The following is a 20,990-nucleotide window of genomic DNA, read 5'->3' as shown; positions in this document are numbered from 1 at the left end:
GCCCGCCATGGCCGCCATCGACGATCTGCCGCCCCTGCGCGAGGTGATCGAAACCCACGGGCTGCGCGCCAAGAAGACGCTGGGCCAGAACTTCCTGCTGGATCTCAACCTCACCGCCCGGATCGCGCGGGCGGCGGGCGATCTGCCGGGCTCCGACATCCTCGAGATCGGCCCCGGCCCCGGCGGTTTGACCCGCGGGCTTCTGGCCGAGGGCGCGCGAAAGGTGCTGGCGATCGAGAAGGACGGGCGCTGCATGCCCGCTCTGGCCGAGATCGCGGCGCATTACCCGGGCCGGCTGCAGGTGATCGAGGGCGACGCGCTCGAAATCGACCCGCTGGCGCATCTGACCCCGCCCATCCGCGTCGCCGCCAACCTGCCCTACAATGTCGGCACCGAGCTTCTGGTGCGCTGGCTCACGCCCAAGGCATGGCCGCCCTTCTGGGAAAGCCTGACGCTGATGTTCCAGCGCGAGGTGGCCGAGCGGATCGTCGCCCAGCCCGGCTCCAAGGCTTACGGCCGTCTCGCCATCCTCGCGCAGTGGCGCGCCTCCGCGCGCATCGTGCTCGACCTGCCGCCGCAGGCCTTCGTGCCCGCGCCCAAGGTCTCCTCGGCGGTCGTCCATCTCACCGCCCTGCCCGAGCCGCGCTTTCCCGCCGATCCGGCGGTGCTGAGCCGGGTGGTGGCGGCGGGCTTCAACCAGCGGCGCAAGATGCTGCGCGCCTCACTGAAGGGCGTGGCGCCGGGGATCGAGGATCACCTCGCCGCCGCGAACATCCCGCCGACCGAGCGGGCCGAGCAGGTCGGGCTCGAGGCGTGGTGCGCGCTTGCCCGCTCCATAAAGGCCGCAAGCTGACGAAAAAGGCGGCGCCCGTCACCGGGCGCCGCCTTTTTCGTTTTCAGGGTCGAAAGCCTTATTCGGCGGCGTCGGCCGGGGAGTCGCCTTCCGCCTTTGCGGGCGCTTCGGACTTGGCCGAAGCGCGCGGCTTGCGGGCGCGCGGCGCGGGCTTCTCGCCCTCGGGCGTGTCGCGCTTCACCCGCGGCTTGCGCGCGCGCTTGGGCTTTTCGCCCTCGGCCTGCGGCTCCGCGGGCTGGATCGATTGCGCCGGCTGGGCCGGGATCTCGCGGCCCGCCTCGCGGTTTTCCGGCGTCTCGACGAGATCGCTGGCGGGCGCCTCGCGCTGCGGCTCCTGCCGGGCTTCGGCGCGGGGCTCGGGCTGCGCCTGCTGCGCGGCCTGCGCCGCTTCTTCTTCCTGCGCCTTCAGCCGGGCCGCCCGCTCGCGGTCGCGCTCGGCCTGCCGGTCGCGCTCGGCCTGACGCTCGCGGTTCTGCGCCTCGGCCTCCTCGCGCTTGGCGTCGATCTCGCGCTGCGCCTCGGCCAGCATTCTCAGGTAATGCTCAGCATGCTGGGCAAAATTCTCGGCGGCGACGCGGTCGCCCGACAGCTGCGCGTCGCGGTGCAGCTGGTTGTATTTCTCGATGATCTGCTGCGGCGTGCCGCGCACCTTTCCGTCCGGGCCCGAACTGTCGAACACGCGGTTGACGATATTGCCACCGGAGGGACGGTTGTTGTTGCGGTTCTTGTTGCCGCGCGAGCGTGACTTCGATGATCTCATGTGATTCTTCGGTTCCGGCCTGGCTCAGGCGTTGCGCTTGCGCCCCGGTCTGAGCGCGCGAGGCGCGCTGCTGCGACGTCGGGGCCTGCGATGATCTGGCAGCGTGTCGGGGCTTGAAGGCGCATGCGCCTTCCTCCGTCCGATACCAAGGACTAACCACGCAGACCGCCCCGGAGCAAGCGGAAACTATGAAAACCGCTCCGAAACCGGCATTTTCCGCCGTCAGAACCCCGATTGCGGCAGTCCCAGCACGATCACCCGGTCGCGCCCGTCGAGATCGGGAATGAGCGCGATGGGCGCGAAATCGCGCGCCACGGCGAGCGAGCCGACCGCCTCGGCCTGCCCCGCGCCAAGCTCCATGATCAGCCGCCCGCCCGGCGCCAGCACCGCAGCGGCGCCGTCGAGAATCGCGCGGTAGCATGACAGCCCGTCCGCCCCGTCGGTCAGCGCGCCCTCGGGCTCCCAGTCGCGCAGCTCGGGCGCAAGCCCCGCCATCTCGTCCCGCGCGATATAGGGCGGGTTCGACACCACGAGATCGAACAGCCCCTCGACCCGACTGGCCCAGTCCGAAACCGTCACATGCGCCCGGTCCGACAGGCCGAGCGCGATCGCGTTCTCGCGCGCCACCGCGCAGGCCGCCTCGGAGATATCGACGCCGACGCCGCGCGCATCGGGCATCTCCGCCAGAAGCGTCAGCAGGATGCAGCCCGAGCCCACCCCGAGATCGAGCACATGGCCGAAGGGCTCGGACAGCGCCGCCTCGATCAGCGCCTCGGTCTCGGGGCGCGGATCGAGCACGTCGCGCGTCACCTTGAAGCGGCGGCCATAGAAGGCGCGGCTGCCGGTCAGGTGGCTGACCGGCTCGCGCGCGCAGCGCCGCTCGACCAGCGCCTCGAATTCCGAAAGCCTCTCGCCATCGACCGGCTCGGGCAACACCAGCGTCAGCCGCCCCGGATCGACCCCGATCGCATAGGAGAACAGCCGCCGCGCGTCGCGCCCGGGATCGGGCACGCCCGCCTGCGCCAGCTTACGGGTGGCGGCGACCAGCGCCGCCGAGCCGGTGAGCGGGCCAGAGGGCAGCGGGCTCATGCCTCCATCTCCGCAAGAAGCGCCGCCTGCGCCTCGGCAGTCAGCGCGTCGATGATCTCGTCGAGATCGCCGCCCATCACCGCGTCGAGCTTGTAAAGCGTGAGGTTGATCCGGTGATCGGTCATGCGGCCTTGCGGGAAGTTGTAGGTGCGGATGCGCTCGGAGCGGTCGCCCGTGCCGACCTGCGACTTGCGATCGGCGGAGCGCGCGCCCTCGACCCGGCTGCGCTCGGCGTCGAACAGCCGCGAACGCAGCACCTCCATCGCCAGTTCGCGGTTGCGGTGCTGCGATTTCTGGCTCGACGTGACGACGATGCCGGTGGGAATATGGGTGATCCGCACCGCCGAGTCGGTGGTGTTGACGTGCTGCCCGCCCGCGCCGGAGGCGCGCATCGTGTCGATCCTGAGATCATTGGGGTCGATCTTCACGTCGACCGCCTCGGCCTCGGGCAGCACCGCGACCGTGGCCGCCGAGGTGTGGATGCGCCCGCCGCTCTCGGTCTCGGGCACGCGCTGCACCCGGTGCACGCCGCTTTCGTATTTCAGCCGGGCAAAGACGCCCTCGCCCTCGACCCGCGCCACCACCTCCTTGATGCCGCCAAGCTCGGTGGCCTGCTCCTCGATGATCTCGAAGCGCCAGCCGCGTGCCTCCGAATAGCGCTGATACATGCGCAAAAGATCGGCGGCGAAAAGCGCCGCCTCGTCGCCCCCCGTTCCGGGGCGGATCTCGATCATCGCGGGGCGCGCATCGGCGGCGTCCTTGGGCAGAAGAGCGAGGCGCAGCGCCGTCTCGGCGGCCTCCAGCCGCGCCTTCAACCCGGGCAGCTCCTCCTCGGCGAGGTCGCGCATCTCCGCATCGCCCAGCATGGCCTGCGCCTCGGCGATCTCGGCCTGCAGCCGCGCATGCTCGGCCGCCGTCTCGACGACGGGCCTCAGCTCGGCATATTCGCGGCCCAGCTCGGCGATCTCGCCGCCAGCGGCGCCGGACGACATCTTGGCCTCGAGAAACTCGAAGCGCGCGGTGATCTGGTCGATCTTGTCTCGTGCGATCATGGCCCACCCATCCTCCATCGCCCCCGAGGCGTCAAGTGACGCTCAGCGATGCGGCAGCCGTTCTGACAGCGCCGCCAGCCAGCCCTCGACCCGGCGGCGGTTCACCCCCATGTCTGACACGCCAAAGCGGTTGCGCGCCCAGATCATCAGCGCGGCCCCTCCCGCCTCGGGCACGGCCTTGACGCTGGTATAATCGGGAAAGCCCAGGAGCGCCGAGCGCGTCACATAGGTCGCGCGTCCATTCGGCGCGTCCTCGAACAGCGCCTTGCTGCGTGGCGTGGCCCGCACGATCTCGTCAAAGGCCGAAAGCAGCGTCGCGGGGTCGGTCGCAAAGACCGGCGGCGCGGCATTGGCCGCGCCCGTGCGCATCAGCCAGCCGCCCTCCTTCGGCTTGACCGGCACATGCGCGACCTCCATCGGATCGACATGCCAGCGGTCGACATCCGAGGGCGCGACGCGCACCCATGTGAGCGGAACAGCCGCGGCGACAAGCGCCGATACGGTGAATATCGCCATTTTCTTCAATGCCTTGCCATTCGAACTTCGCGCACGGACCGCGCGCGCCCCGAGTTGTCGGAACGCCCCGCGCCCCATCGCGTTCCCAAGGCCCGCTCAGCCGCGCCCGGTCAGCCGCGCCCAGTCAGCCGCGCGCAGGCTGCGCCCGCTCCACCAGCCGCGCGAAGAAGGACGCGCCATAAGGCGCGGTCTCGTCGTTGAAGTCGTATTCGGGGTGATGCACCCCCGCCGTCTCGCCATTGCCGATGAAGAGATAGGCGCCGGGCCGCGCCTCCAGCATGAAGGAGAAATCCTCCGCCCCCATGGCGCGCGGGCTGTCGGGATCGCTGGCAAGCCCGACCTCGCCTGCGACCTCGGCCGCAAAGCCCGCGCGATCCGCGTCGTTGATCGTCGCCGGGTAGCCAAGATTGTAGTCGAGATCGGCCCGCACCCCGTAGGCCATGGCCTGCCCCTCGCAGATCTCGCGCATCCGCCGCATCACCATCGCCTGCACGCCCTTGTCGAAGCTGCGCACCGTGCCGTTGATCCATGCGGTCGCGGGGATCACGTTGTCGGCGCTGCCGGTATGGATCTGCGTGACCGAGATCACCAGATCCTCGCGCGCGTCGTGGTTGCGGCTGACGATGGTCTGGATCGCGGTGACGATGCCGCAGGCCGCAACGACCGGATCGGCCGCGTCCTGCGGCATCGCGCCATGCCCGCCCTTGCCGGTCACGGTAATGGTGAAATCATCCACCGCCGCCATGATCGCGCCCGGCGCGGTGCGAAAATGCCCCACCGGCAGCCCCGGCTCGTTGTGCAGCGCAAAGACCTCGCCAATGCCGAAGCGCTCCATCACGCCCTCCTCGACCATCACGCCCGCGCCGCCGCCGCCTTCTTCGGCAGGCTGGAAGATCAGCGCGACGCTGCCCGCGAAGTTGCGCGTCTCGGCGAGGTATTTCGCCGCCCCCAGCAGCATCGAGCTATGCCCGTCATGGCCGCAGCCATGCATCGCGCCCTTGTTGGCCGAGGCATGCGGCAGGCCGGTCTCTTCCTCCATCGGCAGCGCGTCCATGTCGGCGCGAAGCCCGATCACCGGCCCCTCGCCGCGGCCCCGGATCAGCGCGACCACGCCCGAAGTGGCGATGCCCTCGTGGATCTCGTCCACGCCGAACTCGCGCAGCCGCGCGACGATGAAGCCCGCCGTCTCGTGACAGTCGAAGCCGATCTCGGGGGCGGCGTGCAGCGTGCGGCGCCAGCCCTTCATCTCGTCTGCAAGATCGGCGATGCGGTTGACGACGGGCATGGCTGGCGCTCCGGGCTATGAAATCCTAGCTTGCGGCTTGCCACCGACAGGAGCCATGCGCAATGCCCCAGACCGAGCCCGAGATCCGCGAGACCGACCACTCCGCCGCCCATGAGATCGCCCGCCTCTCGGCCATCATGCGCGCGCTGCGCGATCCCGATCACGGCTGCCCTTGGGACATCGAGCAGGATTTCGCCTCGATCGCGCCCTACACGATCGAGGAGGCCTATGAGGTGGCCGACGCCATCGCGCGCGAGGATTGGCCCGAGCTCAGGGGCGAGCTGGGCGATCTTCTGCTGCAATCGGTCTATCACGCGCAGATGGCGACGGAGGCCGGGCATTTCGACCTCGCGGGCGTCGCCCGCGCCATCTCGGACAAGATGATCGCGCGGCACCCGCATGTCTTCGGCGACGAAAGCCGCGACCGCACGGCGGAGGAGCAGACCCGAGCCTGGGAGGCGATCAAGGCCGCCGAGCGCGCGGGCAAGTCCGAGACCGGCGTGCTCGACGGCGTGGCGCTCGGCCTGCCGGCGCTGATGCGCGCCGCCAAGCTGCAGAAGCGCGCCGCGCGGGTGGGATTCGATTGGCCGCAGACCAGCCACGTGCTCGACAAGCTGGTCGAGGAAGCGCGCGAACTGGTCGAGGCGCGCGACACGCTGGGCCATGACGAGATCGAGGCCGAGATGGGCGACCTGCTCTTCGTCATGGCCAATCTCGCGCGGCATCTCGATGTCGACCCGGAGGTGGCGCTGCGCCGGTCGAACGACAAGTTCACTCGACGTTTCAGCTACATAGAGCGCGAACTTCACAAGCGCGGCAAGCGCCCGGCCGAGAGCGATCTCGACGAGATGGATGCGCTGTGGAACGAGATCCGCCACGCGGAGAAGCAGGGGCAAAAAGTTTCAAACTAAAAAACTCAGGCATTGACCCTACCGATTTGCTCGGGTTTAAGCGCCGCCAATCGCAACGCTGATCTGGAGCGCTTCATGACCTTCCGCCCCGTCCTCACCATCGCCGCCGCCCTCGCCGGGACCAGCGCCATGGCCGACGTCAACATGTACACCACCCGCCAGCCCGAGCTGATCCAGCCGGTGGTCGATGCCTTCACCGAAGAGACCGGCATCAATGTCAACCTCGCCTTCGTCGAGGACGGCATCGTCGAGCGTCTCGAAGCCGAAGGCGCCCGTTCGCCCGCCGATCTGGTGATGACCGTCGACATCGCGAACCTGAGCCAGATCGTCGACGCGGGCGTCACCCAGCCGGTCGAGAGCGACGTGCTGATGGAGGCCGTGCCCGCCCACCTGCGCGGCGAGAACGGCGAATGGTTCGGCGTCACCACCCGCGCCCGCATCGTCTATGCCAGCCAGGAGCGCGTCGAGGACGGCGAAGTCACCACCTATGAGGACCTCGCCTCCGACAAGTGGGAAGGCCGGATCTGCACCCGCTCGGGCCTGCACAACTACAACCTCGCGCTGGTCTCCGCGATCATCGCCCATCACGGCGAGGAATATGCCAAGGAATGGGCGCAGGGCGTGAAGGACAACCTCGCGCGCAAGCCCGAGGGCAACGACCGCGCGCAGATCAAGGCGATCTGGGCCGGCGAATGCGACATCTCGCTCGGCAACACCTACTACATGGGCAAGATGCTGCAGGACGAAGAGCAGACCGAGTGGGCCAACTCCGTCCGCATCACCTTCCCGACCTTCGAAAACGGCGGCACCCATGTGAACGTCTCGGGCGTCGCGCTGACCCAGTCCGCGCCGAACAAGGAAGAGGCGGTCCGGTTCATGGAATACCTCGTCTCGCCGCAGGCGCAGGAAATCTACGCCGAGGCCAACTTCGAATACCCGGTGCTCGACAGCGCCGAAGCCTCGGAGCTGGTGCAGGGCTGGGGTGAGTTCACCGCCGACGAGACCGACCTGCCGACGCTGGCCGACCACCGCGCCGCCGCGCTGCGGATCATGGAAGAAGTGAACTTCGACGGCTGATCGTTCGAAGCGAAAGAAAAGCCCGCCTTCATTCCGAAGGCGGGCTTTTTTCGTTTCGTGTCAGAGGGCTGAAGATCAGGCGCTCGCCTTCTCCTCCAGCTCCAGCCACTCGGTCTCGGCGGCATCGAGCGCCGCCTGCCGCTCGGCCATCGCCTCGGTCGCCTTGCGAAACTTCACCGGCTCGCGGGTGAACAGCTCGGGATCGGCCAGAAGCTCTTCCAGCTTGGCGATCTCCTGCCCCAGCCGGTCGATCAGCTTGGGCAGCTCTTCGAGCCGGTGCTTCTCGGTAAAGCTCAGCCCCGGCTTGCGGGGTTCGGGCTTGGGCTCCGGCTTGGGCGCGCTGGCTTTGGGCGCACTGGGCTTGGGCGCACTGCCGCGCGCGGCGGGCGCATGGGCCACCGGCGCGGCGGCGTTCCTGCGCTGGCTTTGGTAGTCGCTCCAGCCACCGGCATAGAGCACCGCCTGCCCGTCGCCCTCCATGGCGATGGTCGTGCTCGCCACCCGGTCGAGGAAATCGCGGTCGTGGCTGACCAGAAGCACCGTGCCGTCATAATCGCCCAACAGATCCTGCAGGAGATCCAGCGTCTCGATGTCGAGATCGTTGGTCGGCTCGTCGAGCACCAGCACGTTCGAGGTCTGCGCCATGATCCGGGCCAGCAGGAGCCGCGCCTTCTCGCCGCCCGAAAGCGACTTGACCGGCGCGCGGGCCTGCGCCTCATCGAACAGGAACTCCTTGAGATAGCCCACGACGTGCTTGGGTGTGCCGCGCACCATGACCTGGTCCGAAGAGCCCGAAACCGCCATGGTCGGGTCGTTGGTCAGGCTGTCCCAGAGCGTCGCCTCCGGGTCGAGCCGGGCGCGGGCCTGGTCGAACACCGCGATCTCGAGGTTGGTGCCATGCTTGACGCGCCCCTCATCCGGTTCAACTTCGCCAAGCAACATCTTGATGAGCGTGGTTTTTCCGACGCCGTTAGGGCCGACGAAGGCGATCCGGTCGCCGCGCATCACGGTGAGATCGAAATTCTCGACGATCCGCTTGCCCGCGTATTCCTTCGACAGGCCGAAGGCTTCGATCACCTTCTTGCCCGAGGTCGGCCCCTCGCCGAGCGCCATGGCGGCGGTGCCCTGGCGGCGGATCTGGTTCGCCCGTTCGGCCCGCAGGTCCTGCAGCGCTCGCACCCTTCCCTGATTGCGCTTGCGCCGGGCCGAGATCCCCTCGACCGCCCAGCGGGCCTCGGACTTGATCTTGCGGTCGAGCTTGTGGCGCGCCACGTCCTCGTCCTCCCAGACCTTGTCGCGCCACGCCTCGAAGCCTTCGAAGCCGGTCTCCTGCCGCCGGACCGCGCCGCGGTCGATCCACAGCGTCGCGCGGGTCAGCGCCTTGAGAAAGGCGCGGTCGTGGGAGATCAGCACGAAGGCGGCGCGGGTCTGCTTCAGCTCCGCCTCGAGCCAGGCGATCGCCTCGATGTCGAGATGGTTGGTGGGCTCGTCGAGCAGCATCAGCTCGGGCGCCTCGGCCATCAGCCTGGCCAGCGCCGCGCGCCGCCGCTCGCCGCCCGAGGCGGTGGCGGGATCGCGCGCGGGGTCGAATTTGAGCCCCTCCGCGGCGACGTCGAGCTTGTATTCCTCGCCGATCTCGAGGTTCTGCGCGGCCCAGTCGCCCAAGGTCGCATGGCCCGAGAAATCGGGGTCCTGCTCCATGTAGCCCACGCTTGTCGCGGGCGGGACGGCGCGGATGCCGCGATCGGGCTCCACGAGACCGGCCATCACCTTCATCAAGGTGGATTTGCCGGAGCCGTTGCGGCCCACGAGGGCGACGCGGTCGCCCTGCTGAACCGCGAGAGACAGCCCGTCGAAGACGGGATCGCCGCCGAAGGTGAGGGAAATGTCGGTGAGCTGGAGAAGGGGTGCGCGTGCCATGCCCCGCAGCTAGAGGGCGGCGCGCGGCTTATCAAGGGCCAAAGGCCAGCGCCCGCAGGGCGCGGACCCGCCCCGGCGGGATCTTCGCCACATCGACCATGCACAGCACATGCAGCGTGTTCATGCCCCGGTCGATCACCGTGTGATCGCTCACCACCCCGCCCATGCCCAGATAGCTGCGCAGCAGCGGCGGCAGCCCGGCGCGCGCGGCGCGCGGATCGCCGATCGGCCCGGCCAACGGCACGGCCTCGCGCGCCCGCCTGCGCGGGCGAAAGGCGGGATCGGCAAGGTGATGCGCGCCGAGCCAGGCCAGCGCAGCGCCATGCCGCGCGGGATCGCTGCCCGCGAAGGAGGCACTGCCAAAAAGCAGCGTCGCGCGCTCGGCCACGACGATCCGCGTCAGCGCCGCCAGCGCCATGCGCAGCGCCGCGCCGTCGCGCGCCTCGGGCGCGGTGCAAAACCGCCCGATCTCCAGCAGCCGCCCCGGCCAGCGCGCAAGCGGCGCGAGATCATAGGCCTCGTTGCCGGCGGCGCGGAGCACCTCGCCCGGATCGAAGCCGCGCCAGCGCAGCGCGCAGAGCGCCCGGCCCGACAGGTCCTCGACGATCAGGTGTCGGCAGGCCGCGTCATGCCCGTCTGCATCGCGCAGCGCGCCGCCCTCGCCCATGAAGCAGCGCGCGCGCAGCGCCATCGCGCGCGCCAGCGCCGGCCCCTCCGCCTCGCGCGCGACCAAGCCGCCATGGCGCAGCATCAGCCCGCGCTCTGGCGCATCGGCCATGGCTGACTACATAGGGGGGCGAGACCATGGAGGACCGAATGGACAAGATCACCAAGACCGACGCGCAATGGCGCGAGGAGCTGTCCGAGCTCGAATACAAGGTCATGCGCAAGCACGGCACGGAGCGCGCCTTCAGCCATGACGATTTCCCCAAGGCCCCCGGCACCTTCACCTGCAAGGGCTGCGGACGCCCGCTCTTCGATGCCGAGACCAAGTTCGACAGCGGCACCGGCTGGCCCAGCTTCTACGCGCCGCTGAGCGACGACGCGGTGGGCGAAAAGACCGATCGCAGCTTCTTCATGAAGCGCACGGAGGTGCATTGCGCGGCCTGCGAATCGCATCTCGGCCACGTCTTTCCCGACGGCCCCGCGCCGACCGGGCTGCGCTATTGCATGAACGGCGTGGCGATGGAGTTCAAACCGGCCTCCTCGGACGAGAGCGCGGCCTGAGCCCGGCCTCATTCGTCGTCGATCAGCGCGCTGGGGTCGAAATTGCCCGCAGCCCCCGCCAGTTGCCGCAGGAAGGTGCCGTTCTCGACGCTGTCCTCGGTGACCCGGCGGGTCAGCGGCACGATGCGGCCATCGCTGAGATCGAAGCGTTCGACATTGGAGACGCCGCCCGAGGGCGCGAAGCTGATCGCCACGACCTCGCGGCTGACCTCCTCGGGGGCGAAGAAGCCGTAATGGCGAAACACCGAGCGGACATAGTAGATGTCGTCGCCGAGCGCCCCGGCGGTGGTGGGCTGGCCGGCCGTCTCGATCACCGCGTCGCGGCTTGCGCCGAGCGCGATCGTGTCGAGCAACGCGGCGTCCGGCACATAGCCGTGATAGCGCTCGGTCGGGCTGCAGGCGGCAAGCCCCGCCAGCCCCAGCACAACGACGCCGCGGCGCATCCCGCGGCCGATCCTGTCACGGCCGGTATCCATGCCCATCTGCGCCTGCCCCTGCTCTTGCCTCAAGCCTTTGCGGCTTCTAAAGCCGCTTACAACAACACCATGCATATCTTCAAGGAAGGAAGCGGACCATGGCCGAGGCTACTCCTCTCCCGCGCCGGGTGATCCGGCTTTCGGAGCTGTCGCACAAGCGCGGCACCGAAACGGTGCTCGAACCCGATGCCCCGGCCCGCGCCGCCGTGGCGCGCGAGCTTGGCATTCCGGCCGTGCGCAAGCTGCGCTTCAGGGCCGTGCTCGCCCCCGAGGGCAGCCGCGGCTGGCGGCTCGACGCCGATCTCGGCGCGACGGTGGTGCAGGACTGCGTCGTCACGCTCGACCCGGTGGTGACCCGGATCGACGAGAAGATCACCCGCCGCTACCTCGCCGACGTGACCGAGCCGGGCGAGGCCGAGGTCGAGATGCCCGAGGACGACACGATCGAGCCTTTGCCCTCGGCGGTCGATCTTGCCGCGGTGATGATCGAGGCGCTGGCGCTCGCCCTGCCCGATTATCCGCGCGCCGAAGGCGCGGGCGCGGGCGACATGAGCGTGACCGAGCCCGGCGCCGAGCCGATCACCGACGAGGACGTGAAACCCTTCGCCGCCCTCAAGGGGCTGCGCGAGCGCCTGAAAGGCGACGAAGACGGGGGCGAATGACAGGCGGGGCTTGCTTTTCGCCGCGACCGCAGTATTTTCGCGGCCTCTTTCCATTCCACGGCTCGACAGCCCCACTCTTATCGCCTAAGAGCGGCCGGACGTCGCGGGATGGATCCCCTGACCGGGGCCATGTGCCCACCCGCCAGCCGGGCCGGACAAGATCTCCGCGCCCACTTAGACTAGAGCCAGATTACTTCGAGGTTGTGACATGGCCGTTCCGCAGAACAAGATCTCCAAGTCGCGCCGCAACCAGCGTCGGGCCCATGACGGCCTGACCGGCGCGAACCCCAATGAGTGCACCAATTGCGGGGAGCTCAAGCGCCCCCACCACGTCTGCCCGTCCTGCGGCAGCTATGCCGATCGCGAAGTGATCGCGCAGGCCGCCGAGACCGAGCTGGACGACGACGCGGCGTAAGCCCGTTGCCGGGCCATGGCGCGGGACGGGCCCTTGGCCCGGACCGCGCCGCCCCTCGGGGCGCTTGGCCCGGAAGTCCGCCGCAGCGAGACCGGCGCGCGCCGACACCGACCGCGCCCAGAGTATCGGGGCCGCGATGACGGGCATGTCCCAAGACAGATCCATCACGCTTTCCGTCGACGCCATGGGCGGCGATCAGGGCCCGGCCATCGTGGCCGAGGGCGTGCGCAAATTCCTTTCCTCCGACCCCGCCACGCAGGTGCTCCTGCACGGCCAGCGCGAGATCCTGGAGCCGCACTTCGCGGACACGCAGATCGCCGACCGGGTCGAGATCGTCCATGCCACGGACGTGGTCGCCATGACCGACAAGCCCTCCAACGTGATGCGAAACGGCAAGGCCACCTCGATGTGGTCCGCCGTCGAGGCGCTGCGCGACCGCCGCGCCGAAGCCTGCGTCAGCTGCGGCAACACCGGCGCGCTGATGGCCGTCTCGATGATCCGGCTGCGCAAGGCCGAGGGCGTCAACCGCCCCGCCATCGCCTGCCTGTGGCCCTCGCGCAATGCCCAGGGCTTCAACGTCATGCTCGATGTCGGCGCCGATATCCGCGCCGACCAGGATGATCTTCTGGCCTATGCGCTGATGGGCGCCTCCTATGCGCGCAACGGTCTGGGGCTGGTGCGGCCGCGCGTCGGGCTGCTCAATGTCGGCACCGAGGAGCACAAGGGCCGGGCCGAGCTGAAGGTCGCCTCCGAGATGATCGCCGCGGCCGCCGACAAGGGCGATTTCGACTATCTCGGCTTCGTCGAGGGCGGCGACATCCCCTCGGCGCGGGTCGATGTCATTGTCACCGACGGCTTTACCGGCAATGTCGCGCTCAAGACCGGCGAAGGCACCGCGACGCTGATCTCGGGGCTGTTGCGCGAGGCCTTCCTCTCCTCGGCCGTCTCCAAGCTCGCGGCGCTGCTGTCGCGCGCCGCGATGAGCCGCCTCAAGACCCGGATCGATCCGCGCCAGGTCAATGGCGGCGTGTTCCTCGGGCTCAACGGTCTCGTGGTCAAGAGCCACGGCTCGGCCGACGCCACCGGCGTCTGCGCCGCGCTGAGCCTTGCTGCGCGCCTCGCGCGCTCCGATTTTTCCGAAAGGCTGGCCAACCGCATCGCCGGCGCTTCGGCCCTGCATCAGGACGCACCCAAGGAGATCAAGGCATGACCATTCGCGCCGTCGTCAGGGGCACAGGCCACTATCTCCCCGAACGGGTGATGGAAAACGCCGAGTTCGAGAAGCTGGTCGAGACCACCGACGAATGGATCCGCTCGCGCTCGGGCATCGAGCGGCGCCACATCGTCGCCGAAGGGCAGACCACCTCCGACCTCGCCAGCCGCGCCGCGCGCGCGGCCCTCGACGATGCCGGTGTCGCGCCCGACGAGGTCGACGCGATCATCCTCGCCACCTCGACCCCCGATTTCACCTTCCCCTCCACCGCGACCATGGTGCAGCGCGAACTCGGCATGACCCGCGGCTTCGCCTTCGACGTGCAGGCGGTCTGCGCGGGCTATGTCTATGCGCTGACCACCGCCAACGCGATGATCCTGACCGGTCAGGCCAGGCGCGTGCTGGTGATCGGGGCCGAGACCTTCAGCCGCATCATCGACTGGACCGACCGCGCCACCTGTGTCCTCTTCGGCGATGGCGCGGGCGCGCTGCTTCTGGAGGCGGCCGAGGGCGATGGCGGCACGGCCGATCGCGGCATCCTCGCGGCCGATCTCAATTCCGACGGGCGGCACAAGGACATCCTGCATGTCGATGGCGGCGTCTCGACCGGCGCCACCGGCCATCTGAGGATGGAGGGGCGCGAGGTGTTCCGCCACGCGGTCGAAAAGCTGGCCCAGACCGCGCATCTGTCGCTCGAAAAGGCCGGGCTGACGGCGGAGGATGTCGATTGGGTCGTCCCGCACCAGGCCAATATCCGCATCATCCAGGCCACCGCCAAGAAGCTCGGCCTGCCGATGGACAAGGTGGTGGTGACGGTCCAGGACCACGGCAACACCTCCGCCGCCTCGATCCCGCTGGCGCTTTCGGTCGGCCGCGCGCGCGGCCAGATCCGCGAGGGCGACCTGGTGGTCACCGAGGCGATCGGCGGCGGCCTGGCCTGGGGCTCGGTGGTGCTGCGCTGGTGATCGGCGTGACGTCGCTGCAACTGTGTCATTTATCCACTTGAGATTGACTTGAAATTGCCCTGCCCTTAAGGTTGCGGCAGAGCAGGGAGATCGAGATGGCGGACAAGACATTGACGCGAATGGATCTCGCCGAGGCCGTTCACGAGGAGGTCGGGCTGTCGCGCAACGACAGTGCCGAGCTGGTCGAATCGGTGCTTGGCCATATTTCCGACGCGCTGGTCGCAGGCGAGCAGGTGAAGATCAGTTCATTCGGCACGTTTTCGGTGCGCGACAAGGCCGCGCGCATCGGCCGCAACCCCAAGACCGGCGAGGAAGTGCCGATACACCCCCGCCGGGTGCTCACCTTCCGCTCCTCGCATCTGATGAAGGACAAGGTCGCCTCGGGCAACAAGAGCTGAGGCGAGACTGATGGCAAAATCGGCCCATGCCTTCCGTACCATCGGCGAGGTTTCCGACGCGCTCGACACGCCGGCGCATGTGCTGCGATTCTGGGAGAGCAAGTTCGCGCAGGTGCGCCCGGTCAAGCGGGCCGGCGGGCGGCGCTATTACCGCCCCGAGGATCTGGCGCTGCTATGCGGCATCAAGGCGCTGCTGCACGATCAGGGCATGACCATCAAGGGCGTGCAGAAGCTCCTGCGCGAAAAGGGCGTGCGCCATGTCGCCGATCACGGCCTGCCGCCCGCCGCGCCGCCCCGGCCCCGGCTCGTCTCCGACAGGGCGCCCGCCGAGGATGCGGTGCTGGTAATGGAACGCGCCCCCGAGACGGCCGCGCCCCCTGCCGCCGCGCCAGCTGCCCCCGCAGCCCCCGCCGCACCGGTTTCGCAAGACACCGAAATCTCGCCGATCTCGGCCATTCTGTCCGCCGATCGCGGCGCACTCGCGGCGCGCGCCGCGCGGATCGCCCCGCTGATGGAGCGGCTTGCGGCGCTGCGCGACCGGATGATCGCCGCGCGCGAAAATCGCGGCTGAAAACCTCAACTTTTTTGCCGAAACCGGCTTGCCCCCGCCCGCCACATAAGGCATTAGCAGCCTCAGTCGGGCTATAGCGCAGCCTGGTAGCGCGTCCGTCTGGGGGACGGAAGGTCGCAGGTTCGAGTCCTGCTAGCCCGACCATTCATGACCGCCCGCCGCCTCAAAGCGGCGGGCGTCGTCGTCTCTGAAGGAGCCGCCGTGACCGGAGTTCTGCCCCGTCAGGGGATCGCCCAGATGATCGAGACCGGCGCCATATCGGCGGCCATGCCGATCGACCCCGCACAGATCCAGCCCGCCAGCCTCGATCTGCGCCTGGGCCGCGTCGCCTACCGGGTCAGGGCCTCCTTTCTGGCCGGCGAAGGCCGCCGCGTCGCCGAGCGGATCTCCGAATTCGAGATGCACCGCATCGATCTCGACGAGGGCGCGGTGCTGGAAAAGGGCTGCGTCTACCTCGTGCCGCTGATGGAGCGGCTGTCGCTGCCCGAAGGCATCCAGGCCGTCGCCAACGCCAAGAGCTCGACCGGCCGACTTGATCTCCTGACCCGGCTCATCACCGATGGCGGAACCGAGTTCGACCGCATCCCGCCCGGCCATGACGGTCCGCTCTATGCCGAGATCTGCCCGCGCAGCTTCTCGGTGCTGGTGCGGCCGGGGATGCGGCTCAATCAGGTGCGGTTTCGCGCGGGCCAGGCCCTGCTCGACGATGCGCAGCTGGCCGAGTTGCATGCGCGCGAGCCGCTGGTCGACGGCCCGGCGCTGATCTCCGACGGCTTGGGCTTCTCGGTCGACCTGTCGCCCGAGCTGGCCGCCTGCGCGGGCTACCGGGCCAAGCCGCATACCGGCGTCGTCGATCTCGACCGCATCGGCCATTACGACGCGGCCGAGTTCTGGGAGGTGGTCCCCGCCGCCCGGGGCCGGATCATCCTCGATCCCGGCGCCTTCTATATCCTGGTCAGCCGAGAATCGGTGACTATCCCGCCCGCCTATGCAGCCGAGATGGCCCCCTACCTCGCCATGGCAGGGGAATTCCGGGTGCATTACGCCGGGTTCTTCGATCCCGGCTTCGGCCATGCCGAGGCGTGCGGCAAGGGCGCGCGCGGCGTGCTCGAGGTGCGCTGCCACGAGGCGCCCTTCGTGCTCGAACACGGGCAGGTCGTGGGCCGGCTGGTCTATGAGCGGATGGCCGAGATCCCCGACCGCCTCTATGGCGCGGGCATCGCCTCGAACTACCAGGGCCAGGGGCTCAAGCTTTCCAAGCAGTTCCGCACCGGCTGAGCGGGGTCATCCCATCGCATCGGCGGCGCGGCGCGCCTTGCCCGCCTTGGGCGGCACAGGCGGCGCGGGCAATGGCTCTGGCGGGCGGGGCTCCACCCGGTTGCGCCCCGCCGCCTTGGCCCTGTAGAGCGCGGCGTCGGCGCGCGAGATCGCCGCGTCGATCGTCGTCTCCCCCGGCAGAAGCTCGGCGCAGCCGATCGAGACCGTGACCGGCCCCGAGCCGTCGGGCAGCGACAACCGCTTCTCGAAGCAGCCGCGCACCCGTTCGGACAGGGCGATCGCCCCGGTGAGCCGGGTGGTGCCGAGGATCAGCAGGAATTCCTCGCCGCCCCAGCGCGCCGCGAGATCCGAGCGGCGCAGCCAGCGCGGCAGCAGGTGCCCGACCTCGCTGAGCAGCCGGTCGCCCGCGGCATGGCCGAAGCGGTCGTTCACCACCTTGAACTTGTCGATGTCGATCAGCACCACCGCGAGCCCGGTGCCCTCGCGCTCGGCGGCGGGAACGACGCGCTGGGCAAAGACGTCGCAGGCGCGGCGGTTGGCCAGCCCGGTCAGCGCATCGGTGACCGAAAGCCGCTCCAGCGCGGCCTGCTGAAGCTGCCGGGCGTTCTCGGTCCCCGCCAGCATGGCCACGGTCGACATCAGGCCCGCCGCGGCAAGGACCAGCATCACGGTGGTGAACAGCGGCGCCACGGTGGTCCATTGCCCGGGCTGCAGCTGCAACAGCAGCAGACCGCCGATCCAGAAGCCGCCGAGCGCCAGCCCCAGCTGAAGGCGCAGCATCCGCGAGACCGAGCTCTCGGCCATGAGCAGGCGCAGCGCCAGCGGGTTCATGTGCCGGCCCACCGTGGCGAGCACGAGCAGCAGGGTGATCAGCGTGGTGACGGGCGACATGCCGCCTGCGTTGGGCTCCAGCGCATAGCTGTAGGCGATGATCACCACGCCGCAGACCCCCGCCGCGGCCGCGAGCGCGGCCATGCCGAGCGCCGAGCGCCGCCCGACCAGCAGCGCCGTGGCGATGCCGGCAAGCGCGATCAGCGAATTCAGCCCCGTCATGGTGCCGGGATGCGTGGTCGGGCTGAGCGACAGCGCCCCGAGCCATTGGCCGATCGGCAGCGGCGTCGCGGGCCAGAGCAGCTCTCCCGCGCGCAGCGCCAGCAGCAAGAGCACGAAGGCCGCGAGCCCGCGCCCGGCCAAGCCGCCCCGCGCCATCCGCGCCAGCGCCAGAACCAGCGCCGCCAGCGCCGCCAGCGCCGTCAGAGGATGCGTCCCGCCCCCCTCCGCCACCGGCAGGTAGAGCGCGCGCAGATCGAAGACGTAGCCCGCGAAGGCCAGCAGGCACAGCGCGCCCGCCGCGAGCGACAGCCAGCCGCGAAAGCCATCGACCCATCGGATGATGCGGATCGCATCGCGCACCTCGCCGAAGTTGCGGGCCGAAAGTTGACGAGCGCTGACGAGCGGCATGATGGTGTCCCGATCCTGGCACCGACAGGCTGCAGGACGCAGCGTCGGCCGGATTGGGACAAGATGGGCCAAACCACTTAAGGGATCGTTGATGCCCGCCCGCGCCTTCAGCTTTCGAACAGGCTGTCCTGCGCCTGCGGTGCCGCCTCGGGCGCGTCGGCGCCCGGCGGCGGGCGGTTGTCGAGCAGCCCCGCCGCGCGCAGCTCGCGCAGTCCGGGCAGGTCGCGCGGGCTCGACAGGCCGAAATGGTCGAGGAACCCTTCGGTGACGACGAAGGTGACCGGCCGGCCCGGCGTCATCTTGCGCCGCCCCAGCCGCACCCAGCCCATCTCGATCAGCTGGTCGATCGTGCCGCGGCTCACCGAGACGCCGCGGATCTCCTCGATCTCGGCGCGGGTGGCGGGCTGGTGATAGGCGATGATCGCCAGCGTCTCGGTCGCGGCGCGGCTGAGCTTGCGGGTCTCGACGGTGTGGCGCTCCAGGAGGTGGCCCAGATCGGGCGCGGTGCGAAAGGCCCAAGCCTCGCCCACCCGGCGCAGCTCGACGCCGCGCCCCTCGTAGCGCGCGCGCAGATCCTCGAGCGCGGCGGTCAGCTCGGCCCCCTCGGGCAGCCGCCTCGCCATCTCGGCGGTCGAGAGCGGCTCGGCGCTGGCAAACAGCATCGCCTCGATCATGCGGGCGATCTCGGCCTGCGGCGGCGCGTCGAACTGGGCGGGAGCGGGGCTTTGGGTCATGCGCGGTCCTTCCGGCGGATCTGGATCGGTGCGAAGCTCTCGCCCTGGCGGATCTCGATCCGGCCCTCCTTGGCCAGTTCGAGAGACGCCGCGAAGGTCGCCGCCGTGGCCGAGCGGCGGCGGCGCGGCGCGGCCTGCCAGTCTTCGGGGAAATAGGCCGAGATGTCGGCCCAATCGGCCGCCTCGCCCACCATGGCGCGCAGCCGGTCGAGCGCCTGCTCCATGGTCATCAGGTCGCGCCGGTCCATCACGAAGGGGCGGAACTCGTCGCGCGTCTTGACCCGCGCATAGGCCTGCATCAGGTCGAGCAGGCTCGCGTGATGCACCGAAGAGCGATGCACCGTCACCGCCTCGGCCGCGCCGCGCGCAAACACGTCGCGCCCCAGCCGGGGCCGGGCCATCAGCACCGCCGCCGCCTCGCGCATCGCCTGCAGCCGCTCCAGCTGGAACGCCAGATGGGCGGCGAGATCCTCGCCCGAGGGCTCATCGGTCTGCGGATCGGGCGGCAGCAGCAGCCGCGACTTGAGAAAGGCGAGCCAGGCCGCCATGACGAGATAATCGGCCGCCAGCTCGATCCTGAGCACGCGGGCCTGCTCGACGAAGGCGAGATACTGCTCGGCCAGCGCCAGGATCGAGACCTGCCGCAGATCGACCTTCTGGCTGCGCGACAGCACCAGAAGCAGGTCGAGCGGCCCCTCGAAGCCCTCGACATCGACGATCAGCGCCTCGGCCGCGCGCCGCGCCGCGACATCCTCTGCCGCTGTCGCCTTGCGCTCCTCCATCACGCGCCCTCCCCCAGAAGCGCCGCGAGTTCGGCGCGCAGCGCCTCGGTATCGGCCAGCTCGGGCATGCGCCGCTCGGCCAGCGCCGCATCGGCGCGGCGCGCGGCCGCGCCGTCGAGCGTGCCGCAGGCGGCGACCACCGCCTCCATCTCGTCGCGCTCGCCATTGCAGTGCAGCACCAGATCGCAGCCCGCGGCGATGCTGCGGGCGGCGCGGATGTCGATCGCGCCCGACAGCGCCTCCATCGACAGGTCGTCGGTCATGATCAGCCCGTCAAAGCCGATCTCCTCGCGGATCATCCTCATCGCGGCGGGCGAGGTGGTGGCCGGGCGATCGGGGTCGACCGCGTCGAGCACGATATGCGCGGTCATGCCCATGCGCATCTCCGACAGCGCCGCGAAGGGCGCGAAATCGCGGGCGCGCAGATCCGCAAGCGGCACCGAGACGCGCGGCAGCGCCTTGTGGCTGTCGACGCTGGCGCGGCCATAGCCGGGAATGTGCTTGAGCACCGGCAGCACGCCCCCCGCCAATAGCCCTTGGGCGGCGGCGCGCGCGGCCTCGACCACGCCCTCGACCGTGTCGCCATAGAGGCGGTTGCGCAGGATGCGGTGCGTCTGCGGCTCGACCAGATCGGCCAGCGGCGCGCAGTTCACGTCGATGCCGACCTCGAACAGTTCGGCCGCGATCAACCGATGCCGCAGCCATTGCGCGCGCACGGGATCGCGCGCCCGGCGCATCTGGTCGAGCGCGGGGAGATAATCGTGCCAATGCGGCGGGCGCAGCCGCTGCACGCGCCCGCCCTCCTGATCGACGAGGATCGGCGCGTCGCGCCCCACCGCCGCGCGCAGATCGCCCGTGAGGCGGCGCAGCTGGTCAGGCGTCTCGACATTGCGCGCAAACAGGATGAAGCCCCAGGGCTCGGCATCGCGGAAGAAGGCCGCCTCGTCGGGGCCGAGCCGCGCGCCTTCGGGGCCGAGGATCGCCGCGCAGGTCATCGCACCACCACCGGGATGCAGGCCGCGTCCTCGGCCACCAGCGCCGAGCAGAAGCGCCGCGCCTCGGCCAGATCGGCAAAGCCGGTGGCGCGCAGCCTAAAGAAGGTCCGCCCGCCGCTCACCGCCTCCTGCACGAGCCGGTCATGCCCGGTCAGAAGCTCGCCGAAGCGTCTCTTGAGCCGCAGCCATTCCTGCCCCGCGATCTCGGGGCTCTCGAAGGCGCCGAGCTGCACGAGGCTGGTGCCCGGCGCGATCGGCGCGGTGCTGACGGTGACGGGCGCGGCTTCGGGCTGCGGCGCGGGGGCCGCGGCGGCGGCCATGGCCGTGGCCGGGCGCAGCGTGGTGGGGCG

23 protein-coding genes, 1 tRNA gene and 1 pseudogene are annotated in these 20,990 nt (G+C 69.8%); 12 read left to right on the top strand and 13 right to left on the bottom strand.

The window, feature by feature from the left end:
* Positions 1–7 precede the first annotated feature (7 nt).
* The gene (gene rsmA, locus CJ301_RS00125) at positions 8–853 is read left to right on the top strand and encodes a 16S rRNA (adenine(1518)-N(6)/adenine(1519)-N(6))-dimethyltransferase RsmA (protein WP_099273002.1); all 846 of its coding nucleotides are present in this window, start codon (positions 8–10) and stop codon (positions 851–853) included.
* A 58-nt stretch (positions 854–911) separates the two neighbouring features.
* Here the strand turns inward: rsmA and CJ301_RS00120 are convergent, their stop codons facing one another.
* From CJ301_RS00120 to CJ301_RS00100, 5 genes and pseudogenes are all read right to left on the bottom strand, one after another.
* Positions 912–1,613: a DUF4167 domain-containing protein gene (locus CJ301_RS00120; RefSeq protein WP_099273000.1), complete on the bottom strand. Its 702-nt coding sequence runs from the start codon at positions 1,611–1,613 to the stop codon at positions 912–914.
* A 222-nt stretch (positions 1,614–1,835) separates the two neighbouring features.
* Positions 1,836–2,702 carry a peptide chain release factor N(5)-glutamine methyltransferase gene (gene prmC / locus CJ301_RS00115; RefSeq protein ID WP_099272998.1) on the bottom strand — a complete coding sequence of 289 codons (867 nt, stop codon included), beginning with the start codon at positions 2,700–2,702 and terminating at the stop codon, positions 1,836–1,838.
* Positions 2,699–3,754 (bottom strand): peptide chain release factor 1, encoded by a 1,056-nt coding sequence (gene prfA, locus CJ301_RS00110; RefSeq protein ID WP_099272996.1) that lies wholly within the window; start codon positions 3,752–3,754, stop codon positions 2,699–2,701. The genes prmC and prfA overlap by 4 nt, the downstream gene beginning before the upstream one ends.
* A gap of 42 nt (positions 3,755–3,796) precedes the next feature.
* A pseudogene (locus CJ301_RS19380) lies at positions 3,797–4,090 on the bottom strand (DUF1499 domain-containing protein); the annotation flags it as partial.
* A 304-nt stretch (positions 4,091–4,394) separates the two neighbouring features.
* Complete coding sequence (locus tag CJ301_RS00100) at positions 4,395–5,555, bottom strand: M20 aminoacylase family protein (protein WP_099272992.1); 1,161 nt, start codon at positions 5,553–5,555, stop codon at positions 4,395–4,397.
* Between the two features lie 62 nt (positions 5,556–5,617).
* Here CJ301_RS00100 and mazG point away from each other — a divergent pair, with 62 nt between their 5' ends.
* Together mazG and CJ301_RS00090 are read left to right on the top strand one after the other, a co-directional pair.
* Positions 5,618–6,466, top strand: a complete 849-nt coding sequence (mazG, locus tag CJ301_RS00095) for a nucleoside triphosphate pyrophosphohydrolase (RefSeq protein WP_099272990.1) — start codon at positions 5,618–5,620, stop codon at positions 6,464–6,466.
* Positions 6,467–6,541: 75 nt separating this feature from the next.
* Complete coding sequence (locus tag CJ301_RS00090) at positions 6,542–7,543, top strand: Fe(3+) ABC transporter substrate-binding protein (RefSeq protein ID WP_099272988.1); 1,002 nt, start codon at positions 6,542–6,544, stop codon at positions 7,541–7,543.
* A 75-nt stretch (positions 7,544–7,618) separates the two neighbouring features.
* Here the strand turns inward: CJ301_RS00090 and CJ301_RS00085 are convergent, their stop codons facing one another.
* Both CJ301_RS00085 and CJ301_RS00080 read right to left on the bottom strand, forming a co-directional pair.
* The gene (locus tag CJ301_RS00085; protein ID WP_099272986.1) at positions 7,619–9,463 is read right to left on the bottom strand and encodes an ABC-F family ATP-binding cassette domain-containing protein; all 1,845 of its coding nucleotides are present in this window, start codon (positions 9,461–9,463) and stop codon (positions 7,619–7,621) included.
* A gap of 31 nt (positions 9,464–9,494) precedes the next feature.
* Complete coding sequence (locus CJ301_RS00080) at positions 9,495–10,241, bottom strand: GNAT family N-acetyltransferase (protein WP_254050017.1); 747 nt, start codon at positions 10,239–10,241, stop codon at positions 9,495–9,497.
* Between the two features lie 26 nt (positions 10,242–10,267).
* Here CJ301_RS00080 and msrB point away from each other — a divergent pair, with 26 nt between their 5' ends.
* Complete coding sequence (msrB, locus tag CJ301_RS00075) at positions 10,268–10,690, top strand: peptide-methionine (R)-S-oxide reductase MsrB (RefSeq protein WP_162620369.1); 423 nt, start codon at positions 10,268–10,270, stop codon at positions 10,688–10,690.
* Between the two features lie 8 nt (positions 10,691–10,698).
* On the opposite strand, the gene CJ301_RS00070 is transcribed toward msrB, so the two are convergent.
* Positions 10,699–11,199: an outer membrane protein assembly factor BamE gene (locus tag CJ301_RS00070; RefSeq protein WP_254050016.1), complete on the bottom strand. Its 501-nt coding sequence runs from the start codon at positions 11,197–11,199 to the stop codon at positions 10,699–10,701.
* A gap of 65 nt (positions 11,200–11,264) precedes the next feature.
* Between CJ301_RS00070 and CJ301_RS00065 the strand changes: the two genes are divergently transcribed.
* The 8 genes from CJ301_RS00065 to CJ301_RS00030 all read left to right on the top strand — a co-directional run bounded on the left by CJ301_RS00065 (position 11,265) and on the right by CJ301_RS00030 (position 16,668).
* Complete coding sequence (locus CJ301_RS00065) at positions 11,265–11,828, top strand: YceD family protein (RefSeq protein WP_173812299.1); 564 nt, start codon at positions 11,265–11,267, stop codon at positions 11,826–11,828.
* A gap of 208 nt (positions 11,829–12,036) precedes the next feature.
* Complete coding sequence (rpmF, locus tag CJ301_RS00060; RefSeq protein WP_021693001.1) at positions 12,037–12,243, top strand: 50S ribosomal protein L32; 207 nt, start codon at positions 12,037–12,039, stop codon at positions 12,241–12,243.
* A 145-nt stretch (positions 12,244–12,388) separates the two neighbouring features.
* The gene (plsX, locus tag CJ301_RS00055; RefSeq protein ID WP_099274104.1) at positions 12,389–13,453 is read left to right on the top strand and encodes a phosphate acyltransferase PlsX; all 1,065 of its coding nucleotides are present in this window, start codon (positions 12,389–12,391) and stop codon (positions 13,451–13,453) included.
* Positions 13,450–14,421: a beta-ketoacyl-ACP synthase III gene (locus CJ301_RS00050; protein WP_099272980.1), complete on the top strand. Its 972-nt coding sequence runs from the start codon at positions 13,450–13,452 to the stop codon at positions 14,419–14,421. The genes plsX and CJ301_RS00050 overlap by 4 nt, the downstream gene beginning before the upstream one ends.
* Before the next feature lie 95 nt (positions 14,422–14,516).
* Positions 14,517–14,819 (top strand): integration host factor subunit alpha, encoded by a 303-nt coding sequence (gene ihfA / locus CJ301_RS00045; protein WP_099272978.1) that lies wholly within the window; start codon positions 14,517–14,519, stop codon positions 14,817–14,819.
* 10 nt (positions 14,820–14,829) lie between these two features.
* On the top strand, positions 14,830–15,390 hold the full coding sequence (locus CJ301_RS00040; RefSeq protein ID WP_099272976.1) for a MerR family transcriptional regulator: 561 nt from the start codon (positions 14,830–14,832) through the stop codon (positions 15,388–15,390).
* A 67-nt stretch (positions 15,391–15,457) separates the two neighbouring features.
* Positions 15,458–15,534, top strand: a tRNA-Pro gene (locus tag CJ301_RS00035).
* 57 nt (positions 15,535–15,591) lie between these two features.
* A complete protein-coding gene (locus CJ301_RS00030; protein ID WP_099272974.1) occupies positions 15,592–16,668 on the top strand; it encodes a 2'-deoxycytidine 5'-triphosphate deaminase in 1,077 nt (358 codons plus the stop codon).
* 6 nt (positions 16,669–16,674) lie between these two features.
* On the opposite strand, the gene CJ301_RS00025 is transcribed toward CJ301_RS00030, so the two are convergent.
* The 5 genes from CJ301_RS00025 to CJ301_RS00005 form a co-directional block, all read right to left on the bottom strand.
* Positions 16,675–18,129 (bottom strand): GGDEF domain-containing protein, encoded by a 1,455-nt coding sequence (locus CJ301_RS00025; RefSeq protein WP_099272972.1) that lies wholly within the window; start codon positions 18,127–18,129, stop codon positions 16,675–16,677.
* Between the two features lie 107 nt (positions 18,130–18,236).
* Positions 18,237–18,863, bottom strand: coding sequence for an SMC-Scp complex subunit ScpB (scpB, locus tag CJ301_RS00020; protein ID WP_099272970.1), 627 nt, complete (start codon positions 18,861–18,863; stop codon positions 18,237–18,239).
* Positions 18,860–19,645 (bottom strand): segregation and condensation protein A, encoded by a 786-nt coding sequence (locus CJ301_RS00015; RefSeq protein ID WP_099272968.1) that lies wholly within the window; start codon positions 19,643–19,645, stop codon positions 18,860–18,862. Before CJ301_RS00015 ends, scpB begins: the two co-directional genes overlap by 4 nt.
* Positions 19,645–20,640: a glycoside hydrolase family 3 N-terminal domain-containing protein gene (locus tag CJ301_RS00010; protein WP_099272966.1), complete on the bottom strand. Its 996-nt coding sequence runs from the start codon at positions 20,638–20,640 to the stop codon at positions 19,645–19,647. Before CJ301_RS00010 ends, CJ301_RS00015 begins: the two co-directional genes overlap by 1 nt.
* Positions 20,637–20,990: SPOR domain-containing protein (locus tag CJ301_RS00005; protein ID WP_162620368.1), on the bottom strand; the 354-nt coding region annotated here is incomplete at its 5' end. The genes CJ301_RS00010 and CJ301_RS00005, both read right to left, overlap by 4 nt.

This window comes from Limimaricola cinnabarinus, assembly GCF_002723615.1.
In the GTDB taxonomy this organism is placed as follows: Bacteria; Pseudomonadota; Alphaproteobacteria; order Rhodobacterales; family Rhodobacteraceae; genus Limimaricola; species Limimaricola cinnabarinus_B.
The sequence above is the reverse complement of the archived record's forward strand: the minus strand, read 5'-3'. Positions and strand labels throughout refer to the sequence as shown.

Bases quoted from the DNA above. Each gene is read 5' to 3' on its own strand.
- CJ301_RS00050 (WP_099272980.1), top strand. From the start codon at position 13,450: ATGACCATTCGCGCCGTCGTCAGGGGCACAGGCCACTATCTCCCCGAA.
- ihfA (WP_099272978.1), top strand. From the start codon at position 14,517: ATGGCGGACAAGACATTGACGCGAATGGATCTCGCCGAGGCCGTTCAC.
- CJ301_RS00010 (WP_099272966.1), bottom strand. From the start codon at position 20,640: ATGACCTGCGCGGCGATCCTCGGCCCCGAAGGCGCGCGGCTCGGCCCC.
- CJ301_RS00085 (WP_099272986.1), bottom strand. From the start codon at position 9,463: ATGGCACGCGCACCCCTTCTCCAGCTCACCGACATTTCCCTCACCTTC.
- msrB (WP_162620369.1), top strand. From the start codon at position 10,268: ATGGAGGACCGAATGGACAAGATCACCAAGACCGACGCGCAATGGCGC.
- CJ301_RS00090 (WP_099272988.1), top strand. From the start codon at position 6,542: ATGACCTTCCGCCCCGTCCTCACCATCGCCGCCGCCCTCGCCGGGACC.
- scpB (WP_099272970.1), bottom strand. From the start codon at position 18,863: ATGACCCAAAGCCCCGCTCCCGCCCAGTTCGACGCGCCGCCGCAGGCC.
- CJ301_RS00100 (WP_099272992.1), bottom strand. From the start codon at position 5,555: ATGCCCGTCGTCAACCGCATCGCCGATCTTGCAGACGAGATGAAGGGC.
- plsX (WP_099274104.1), top strand. From the start codon at position 12,389: ATGTCCCAAGACAGATCCATCACGCTTTCCGTCGACGCCATGGGCGGC.
- CJ301_RS00015 (WP_099272968.1), bottom strand. From the start codon at position 19,645: ATGGAGGAGCGCAAGGCGACAGCGGCAGAGGATGTCGCGGCGCGGCGC.
- prmC (WP_099272998.1), bottom strand. From the start codon at position 2,702: ATGAGCCCGCTGCCCTCTGGCCCGCTCACCGGCTCGGCGGCGCTGGTC.
- rpmF (WP_021693001.1), top strand. From the start codon at position 12,037: ATGGCCGTTCCGCAGAACAAGATCTCCAAGTCGCGCCGCAACCAGCGT.
- prfA (WP_099272996.1), bottom strand. From the start codon at position 3,754: ATGATCGCACGAGACAAGATCGACCAGATCACCGCGCGCTTCGAGTTT.
- CJ301_RS00120 (WP_099273000.1), bottom strand. From the start codon at position 1,613: ATGAGATCATCGAAGTCACGCTCGCGCGGCAACAAGAACCGCAACAAC.
- CJ301_RS00025 (WP_099272972.1), bottom strand. From the start codon at position 18,129: ATGCCGCTCGTCAGCGCTCGTCAACTTTCGGCCCGCAACTTCGGCGAG.
- CJ301_RS00065 (WP_173812299.1), top strand. From the start codon at position 11,265: ATGGCCGAGGCTACTCCTCTCCCGCGCCGGGTGATCCGGCTTTCGGAG.
- rsmA (WP_099273002.1), top strand. From the start codon at position 8: ATGGCCGCCATCGACGATCTGCCGCCCCTGCGCGAGGTGATCGAAACC.
- CJ301_RS00040 (WP_099272976.1), top strand. From the start codon at position 14,830: ATGGCAAAATCGGCCCATGCCTTCCGTACCATCGGCGAGGTTTCCGAC.
- mazG (WP_099272990.1), top strand. From the start codon at position 5,618: ATGCCCCAGACCGAGCCCGAGATCCGCGAGACCGACCACTCCGCCGCC.
- CJ301_RS00080 (WP_254050017.1), bottom strand. From the start codon at position 10,241: ATGGCCGATGCGCCAGAGCGCGGGCTGATGCTGCGCCATGGCGGCTTG.